General features: G+C 66.1%; 10 protein-coding genes. 2 read left to right on the top strand and 8 right to left on the bottom strand.

All coding sequences use genetic code 11. The features are described from left to right. Positions 1 to 563: helix-turn-helix domain-containing protein (locus H629_RS0113690; RefSeq protein ID WP_152485735.1), on the top strand; the 563-nt coding region annotated here is incomplete at its 5' end. 2 nt (positions 564 to 565) lie between these two features. Here the strand turns inward: H629_RS0113690 and H629_RS0113685 are convergent. The 6 genes from H629_RS0113685 to H629_RS0113660 form a co-directional block, all read right to left on the bottom strand. Then, positions 566 to 1,252: an RraA family protein gene (locus tag H629_RS0113685; protein ID WP_230955752.1), complete on the bottom strand. Its 687-nt coding sequence runs from the start codon at positions 1,250 to 1,252 to the stop codon at positions 566 to 568. An 84-nt stretch (positions 1,253 to 1,336) separates the two neighbouring features. After that, positions 1,337 to 1,900 (bottom strand): peptide-methionine (S)-S-oxide reductase MsrA, encoded by a 564-nt coding sequence (gene msrA / locus H629_RS0113680; RefSeq protein WP_020625394.1) that lies wholly within the window; start codon positions 1,898 to 1,900, stop codon positions 1,337 to 1,339. After that, a complete protein-coding gene (msrB, locus tag H629_RS0113675) occupies positions 1,897 to 2,373 on the bottom strand; it encodes a peptide-methionine (R)-S-oxide reductase MsrB (protein ID WP_024357795.1) in 477 nt (158 codons plus the stop codon). Before msrB ends, msrA begins: the two co-directional genes overlap by 4 nt. Positions 2,374 to 2,499: 126 nt before the next feature. After that, a complete protein-coding gene (gene cysS / locus H629_RS0113670; protein WP_024357794.1) occupies positions 2,500 to 3,948 on the bottom strand; it encodes a cysteine--tRNA ligase in 1,449 nt (482 codons plus the stop codon). 3 nt (positions 3,949 to 3,951) lie between these two features. Further along, complete coding sequence (locus H629_RS0113665) at positions 3,952 to 4,815, bottom strand: DNA-3-methyladenine glycosylase family protein (protein ID WP_024357793.1); 864 nt, start codon at positions 4,813 to 4,815, stop codon at positions 3,952 to 3,954. A gap of 7 nt (positions 4,816 to 4,822) precedes the next feature. Beyond that, the gene (locus H629_RS0113660; protein WP_024357792.1) at positions 4,823 to 5,197 is read right to left on the bottom strand and encodes a VOC family protein; all 375 of its coding nucleotides are present in this window, start codon (positions 5,195 to 5,197) and stop codon (positions 4,823 to 4,825) included. Positions 5,198 to 5,274: 77 nt separating this feature from the next. On the opposite strand from H629_RS0113660, the gene H629_RS0113655 reads away from it, so the two are divergent. Further along, on the top strand, positions 5,275 to 5,712 hold the full coding sequence (locus tag H629_RS0113655) for a MarR family winged helix-turn-helix transcriptional regulator (protein ID WP_024357791.1): 438 nt from the start codon (positions 5,275 to 5,277) through the stop codon (positions 5,710 to 5,712). Here the strand turns inward: H629_RS0113655 and H629_RS14315 are convergent. After that, complete coding sequence (locus H629_RS14315; protein ID WP_024357790.1) at positions 5,702 to 6,055, bottom strand: hypothetical protein; 354 nt, start codon at positions 6,053 to 6,055, stop codon at positions 5,702 to 5,704. The genes H629_RS0113655 and H629_RS14315 overlap by 11 nt on opposite strands. Beyond that, the coding region (locus H629_RS14680) for a helix-turn-helix domain-containing protein (protein ID WP_152485734.1) at positions 6,052 to 6,677 on the bottom strand (626 nt) is incomplete at its 5' end. The genes H629_RS14315 and H629_RS14680, both read right to left, overlap by 4 nt.

The following is a 6,677-nucleotide window of genomic DNA, read 5'->3' as shown; positions in this document are numbered from 1 at the left end:
TGCCGTTGGGTGTGGTGGGGTTGACGGCGGATCAGGTCGCTGAGGTCTCGGGTGTCGACCTGCAGGAGCGGACCTCGCTGGCGGCGCTGCTGCGGTCCGTGCTCGGGGGCGTGATGGACTCCGAACTCAGCCTTCGCGACGAGGTCGACGTGTTCGCGCCCGTCGCCGACCTGCTGAAAGTCACCCTGCTCAGCGCCCTCACTCCCGACCGCGCCACGACCCGGTATCCGCTGGCCGAGCAGATCGTCACCTACGTGCTCGACAACCTCACCGACCCCGGCCTCGGAGCCGCCAGGATCGCGAAGGACCTGCACGTGTCCGAGCGTCTGCTCTACGCAGAGATGTCCCGCGCGGACATCAGGCTCGCGCAGCTGATCCAGTCCCAGCGCCTGCGTCGCGTCCGCGACGCCCTGACCGCACCGGCCACCATCGACGTCCCCATCGGCGTCCTCGCCCAACAGCACGGGTTCGTCTCCGCCAGCCACTTCAGCCGCATCTTCCGCGAAGAATTCGGCACCACACCCCGCCAATGGCGCAACAACACCACGCCACCGGCACCGTGAGATCACCGCTCGCGTGTCAGGCCTCCGTTGCGACCTTCCCGCGCGATCAGGTCACGGGACGCGCTGTCGTCGGCGCGGATCTGATGGGCGGTCTCGAGCACTTCGTCGATGTCGCTGTCGGGGATGACGACGGCTCCCGATGAGTCGCAGAAGATGTACTGGCCCGGATAGATGCCCACTCCTTCGATGACGACGGGAACATTTGCCTGAAACGGCGTGACCACTGCTCCACCCCAGGCGACGGCCTCTCCCGAGCACCATGCGGCGAACGGTTCCGCGGCCAGTTCGTCGAAGTCACGAAGGCGTCCGTCAGTCAGGACGCCGGCGAGGCCGACGTTGGTCGCACGGGAGAGCTTCGTTCCACCGGCGAGAGACGTCGAGCTGTGGCCGTTGCTGGCCATCACGAGGACCGTGTTGCCGGGATCGGCTGCTGATCCGTCGACGGCCTGGTGGAACAGCCGTCCGAAGGTGTATTCCTCCGGGTCGAGCGCGGCGTGGCAGGTCGGGAAGAAGGAGATCGTCGCGACGCGCCCGAACAGGATGCGTTCGGGTGCCGGACTGACGAGCCCGGTGATATGGGCGCGGTGACGGTGCTTCCGGCCGAGCGCATCGGTCAGGTCTGCGCATGTGAGGACTGCGGCTGACGCTGCGCGACGTCGCTCCACCGCGTTGTCTTCATCTTCGTTCACGGTCGTTCCGCATCATTCCTCCGTCACTGATGACGCGGGGGCGCGCCACCGGCTCAGCGGTGACGCGCCCCCACGTGGACATGGTCAGACGGAAGCCTCGGTCGCCTGGATGCGGCGGGGCAGGACCCAGCCGGCACGAGGGTAGTGGCAGTTGTAGCCGTTCGGATACCGCTGGAGGTAGTCCTGGTGCTCGGGCTCGGCCTCCCAGAACGGGCCGGCGGGCTCGATCGTGGTGACAGCCGATCCTGGCCACAGACCGGAGGCATCGACGTCGGCGATCGTCTCCTTGGCGACCTGCTCCTGCTCGGGGGTGAGCGGGAAGATCGCCGACCGGTAGCTGGTGCCGATATCGTTGCCCTGACGATTCAGGGTCGACGGGTCGTGGATCTGGAAGAAGAACGCCAGGATGTCCCGGTACGTCGTCTTCGATGGGTCGAAGACGATCTCCACGGCCTCGGCGTGGCCGGGGTGGTTGCGGTAGGTGGCGTGATCGTTCTGCCCGCCGGTGTATCCGGCGCGGGTGCTGATCACGCCCGGCTGCTTGCGGATGAGCTCGTCCACGCCCCAGAAGCAGCCGCCGGCCAGGACGGCCGTCTCGGTGCCGGGTGTGCGGGTGACCTCTCCGGTGTCGTGAATTCCACTGGTCATGATGTGTGCTCCTTCGTGGTCGTGGTGGTGGTCTCGAACAGTGAGCGGAACTCTCCATACCCCTCGGCCTCCAGGTCGGAGACGGGGATGAACCGCAGCGCGGCGGAGTTCATGCAGTAGCGCAGGCCGCCCGCGTTCGCGGGGCCGTCGTCGAAGACGTGCCCGAGGTGGCTGTCCGCCCCGGTAGAGCGGACCTCGGTGCGGGGCATCCAGAGGGATCGGTCCGTCTTCGTGTGGACGGCGTCAGCGACGACCGGCTTGGTGAAGCTGGGCCATCCGGTTCCGCTGTCGTACTTGTCGGTGGATGAGAACAGGGGCTGTCCGGAGACGACGTCCACGTACAGGCCGTCCTCGTGGTTGTCCCAGTACTCGTTACGGAAGGCCGGCTCGGTGCCGTCCTTCTGGGTGACGCGGTACTGCTGGTCGTTGAGGCGGCTCAGGGCCTCAGAAGTCTTGCTGTAATCGTGCGACACAATGTCCTCCTTGTTCGGCGCCGCTGGCTGCGGCGTCACTGTTGATAACGCCGGGGTGACGCGGTTTGGTCCCGTGAGCCTGGGAGTGGGCTGTGACTTCGAGAATCCTCCTGTTGTTGTTCCGGGCTATGAGGTATCGCCTTCGGTGAAGCCCCATGTCGTACCTGACTGGCTGTCGTTGAGCACGATCCCGGCGGCGTCGAGTTCGTCACGGATACGGTCTGCCGTACGGAAGTCCCTGGCCTTACGGGCCTGGGCTCGCTGGTTGAGCGCCTGTGCGATCAGGGCCTCCAGTGCGCGCTCGGCGAGCGGGGGTGTGGCCGTTGATTCGTCCCACGGGCTGTCGCGCGGGTTGATGCCGAGGACGCCAGTCATGGCGAGCACGGCGTCCAATGCGTCGGCACCGGCCCGCGCGTCGTGCTGGGCGAGGGCGGTGTTGCCCTGCCTGACCTCGTCATGGAGGACCGCGAGTGCCATGGGGATGTTGAGGTCGTCATCCAAGGCGTTTCGGAATGCGACCGGCAGCATGTCCGCGTCCGCCGTGCGCCTGGAGTGGTTGGTGCTCCGGGTGATGAAGTCTTCGATCCTGCGCATCGCCGCCGTGGCGGATCGCAGGGCGGAGTCGGTCAGTTCCAGGTTCGACCGATAGTGGGCCGATCCGAGGTAGTAGCGCAGGTCGAGAGGACGCATGTGCTGCAGTAGCTCGTCGAGGGGTGTCGCATTGCCGAGAGACTTGCTGATCTTGTCGCCGCCGGACGTGACCCAGCCATTGTGCATCCAGTAGCGCGCGAATCCGTATCCGGCGGCACGGGACTGCGCCTGTTCGTTCTCATGATGAGGAAAGCGCAGGTCGAGCCCGCCACCGTGGATATCGAAGCTCTCTCCCAGGTAGCGGAGAATCATTGTCGAGCAGCTCAGATGCCATCCGGGGCGTCCCGGCCCGTAAGGCGAAGCCCATGCCGCAGGAGCAACGATCTCCTCGCTGGCCCCCGCGTCCGGGGGAGCCGACTTCCAGAGCGCGAAGTCGCGAGGGTCACGTTTCTCTGTTGCCTGATCGGTATGTTCGTCTCCGCGGAGAGTGCCGTGCTCCTGTGAGGTCAGAGACCCGTAGTCGGGCCATGATGAGACGTCGAAGTAGACGTCCCCCGCTTCCCCTCCCGCTCGGTACGCGTGGCCTCGGGCGATCAGCCGGTCGATGAAGGTAAGCATCTCGGCGGTGTGCCCTGTCGCGCGCGGCTCGATCGTCGGCGGCAAGATACCGATCTTGCGATAAGCGTCGGCGAACGCCCTCTCATGACGAGCCGCCCACGCCCACCATGGAACGCCCACCGTCTGGCTCGCGGCAAGAATCTTGTCGTCCAGGTCGGTGATGTTTCGCACCAGGGTCACGTCGAGATCGTGGCCGATCTGGAGCCATCGTCGCAGCTGGTCGAAGACCACTGCGGATCGGAGATGACCGACGTGTGGCGGAGCCTGAACAGTCGGACCGCACAGATAGATGCCGACGTGGCCCGGTCGCAGGGGCGCGAACGTGCGCAGCGATGACGTTCCACTATCGAAGAGCTGTAGGGTCATCGGTCAGCCCATCTCGTGGGTGCGCTGCTCTCGGAGCGCACGGAGGTGGACGGCGGCCCAGGAGCGGAAGGGGCGCCAGCGTTCCGCGACCTCCTCGAGCAGCGATTCGGGCCCGTACTGGTAGGAGATCTCGGCGTGGAGGCGGCGTTCCGCGCGCGGAAGGATGTCCTGGGCGTTGGCGCCGCGGATAAGGATGAGGTCCGCGGCGAACGGGCCGATGCCTGTCACCGCGAGCAGGTGGGGGCGAGCCGATTCTTCGGGCATTGCTTGGAGCCGAGGACCGTTGAGCAGTCCGGTGAGTGCGGCCTCTGCGACAGCTCGGAGATACTCTGGCTTCCGACCGGGTAGGTCCAGCTCTCTGGCGTCGATGGCGCGGATGAGCGCATCGGGCGCGGGAAAGGCCCCGTCGTTGCCGTGCGCGACGATAAGGTCGCGGCGGAGTCGGGCAGCGACTGGGACGCGAGTGCGCTGCGACAAGACACACCAGGCAGCGGCTTCGTACGGGGAATGGAAGCCGCACGGGCGATATCCGGGGAGAGCCCTTTGGGCGGTGGCGATGATCGGGTCGCGATCGCCTACGGCCGGCCATCCCCGCGCGTCCACATCGAGAGAGAGGAAGCGCCGCACCTGTTCAGCGGCTGCGGCCAGATCGCCCGGGCCGGACAAACCTATCTGGGTGCTCTCCCCGCTCTGGGTGACGTGGGCGGACACAGACGTCCAGTCGTGCTCGCTCACAAAGCGTGCGGAGAGGACGTCCGGGTCGCCGCCGGATTCGATCGCGGTAGGTGTGAACTCTTCCCAGAACCGCTTGCTGGTGCGCAACGACCACGGCCCGAGCACTGGGACCGAGAGGGTGTGCTGCGCCATGGTGGTGTTAGGCGCGGGCGTGGATCGTGACGACGTAGCCGTCGGGATCTCGGAACGAGAACTGCAGGCCGAACGGCCCCTCGACCGGTTCCTGCACAATCGGCACTCCCGCGTCGACGAGTCGTGCCTGCACACCTTCCGCGTCATCGTTGTGGAACCAGACGCCGATGCCGGCACCGAGCTGAGGGATCGCGTCGAGATCCACGCCCGGGAACGGGTCGCGGACGGCGAACGCGGTTCCTCCTGCGGAGAAGACGGTCGCTGCCGGGTTCGAGTCTGGGAGCCGCGTGAGTCCGACGAGCTTGTCGTAGAACTCCGCGGAGACGGCGCGGTCCCGCACCTGGAAAGAGACGAAGTCCGGGCCGGTGGTTGTTGCTGCCATGAGCAGGCTCCTGTTCTGTTCAATAACGCCAGTGTCAATATCCTGACACTCAATGGAGTGTGTGTCAAACTATTGACATGGACGCATTGGACCGGAGCCCGGAGTCGCTGGGGGTGCTGATCAAGGAGACGCAGTCGCTCCTGAACCAGCGAATGGACGATCGGCTTCGCCCGCTCGCGCTGAGCGTGCCGCAATACGCGTGCTTGACCGCCTTGCAGGACACGCCAGGTATCACGAGCTCTGAACTCGCCCGGCGCGCGTTCGTGTCCCGCCAGTCGATGAACGTGCTGCTCCAGGGACTGGAGAAGCGGGGACTCGTGAGCCGCTCGAGTGATCCTGGGCCCCGGCGAGAACGGAGCGTGGTGCTGAACGACACCGCAGAGCTCATCCTCGAACGCGCGCATGAAGAAGTGTCCTCGGTTGTTCAACGCATGACGATGGAGGTCGAGCCGGTGGAGCGCGCCCGTCTCTCCGAGCTTCTGGCCCGTTGCCGAGACGCCCTGCTCATTCCTTGACAGCATTGTCAGGCCCGGGAAACTGGTACCGACCGACGGCGCTGTAGGAGCCGCGGCGGAAGCGGAGACCAGTGATCCGCTCGTCTTCGACGAGCCAGCGCAGTTCGTAGCACGCTCGGTAGTCCGGCGGCCAGAAGGAGCAGAACTGCCCCTCTGCATCCACGTACCACTCCCCCAACGTGGGTCTTCCGTTCTCGACATACACGGTCTTGCCGTTCTCGGCGAATGCCTGCGTAGCCCCGTCCTCGTACAGAATCGATGCGGCCGTCAGCGCGCGAGGGATATCCGATGCTCGAACTTCCTCCGAGTCGATGACGGTGAGGTCAGACAGAGGATCGTTCATCCGTACGTCTCCTCTGGTCTGATCTGCTGCGAGAGCTCCAGTCGGCTCTCGTCCTGGGCCCCATCGAGGCGAGGTGTGGTGTTGTTGCGCCATTGGCGGGGTGTGGTGCCGAATTCTTCGCGGAAGATGCGGCTGAAGTGGCTGGCGGAGACGAACCCGTGCTGTTGGGCGAGGACGCCGATGGGGACGTCGATGGTGGCCGGTGCGGTCAGGGCGTCGCGGACGCGACGCAGGCGCTGGGACTGGATCAGCTGCGCGAGCCTGATGTCCGCGCGGGACATCTCTGCGTAGAGCAGACGCTCGGACACGTGCAGGTCCTTCGCGATCCTGGCGGCTCCGAGGCCGGGGTCGGTGAGGTTGTCGAGCACGTAGGTGACGATCTGCTCGGCCAGCGGATACCGGGTCGTGGCGCGGTCGGGAGTGAGGGCGCTGAGCAGGGTGACTTTCAGCAGGTCGGCGACGGGCGCGAACACGTCGACCTCGTCGCGAAGGCTGAGTTCGGAGTCCATCACGCCCCCGAGCACGGACCGCAGCAGCGCCGCCAGCGAGGTCCGCTCCTGCAGGTCGACACCCGAGACCTCAGCGACCTGATCCGCCGTCAACCCCACCACACCCAACGGCA

It is taken from the genome of Leucobacter chironomi DSM 19883 (assembly GCF_000421845.1).
Taxonomy (GTDB): Bacteria; Actinomycetota; Actinomycetes; order Actinomycetales; family Microbacteriaceae; genus Leucobacter; species Leucobacter chironomi.
The sequence above is the reverse complement of the archived record's forward strand: the minus strand, read 5'-3'. Positions and strand labels throughout refer to the sequence as shown.

Bases quoted from the DNA above. Each gene is read 5' to 3' on its own strand.
- H629_RS14315 (WP_024357790.1), bottom strand. From the start codon at position 6,055: ATGAACGATCCTCTGTCTGACCTCACCGTCATCGACTCGGAGGAAGTT.
- H629_RS0113655 (WP_024357791.1), top strand. From the start codon at position 5,275: ATGGACGCATTGGACCGGAGCCCGGAGTCGCTGGGGGTGCTGATCAAG.
- cysS (WP_024357794.1), bottom strand. From the start codon at position 3,948: ATGACCCTACAGCTCTTCGATAGTGGAACGTCATCGCTGCGCACGTTC.
- H629_RS0113660 (WP_024357792.1), bottom strand. From the start codon at position 5,197: ATGGCAGCAACAACCACCGGCCCGGACTTCGTCTCTTTCCAGGTGCGG.
- msrA (WP_020625394.1), bottom strand. From the start codon at position 1,900: ATGACCAGTGGAATTCACGACACCGGAGAGGTCACCCGCACACCCGGC.
- H629_RS0113665 (WP_024357793.1), bottom strand. From the start codon at position 4,815: ATGGCGCAGCACACCCTCTCGGTCCCAGTGCTCGGGCCGTGGTCGTTG.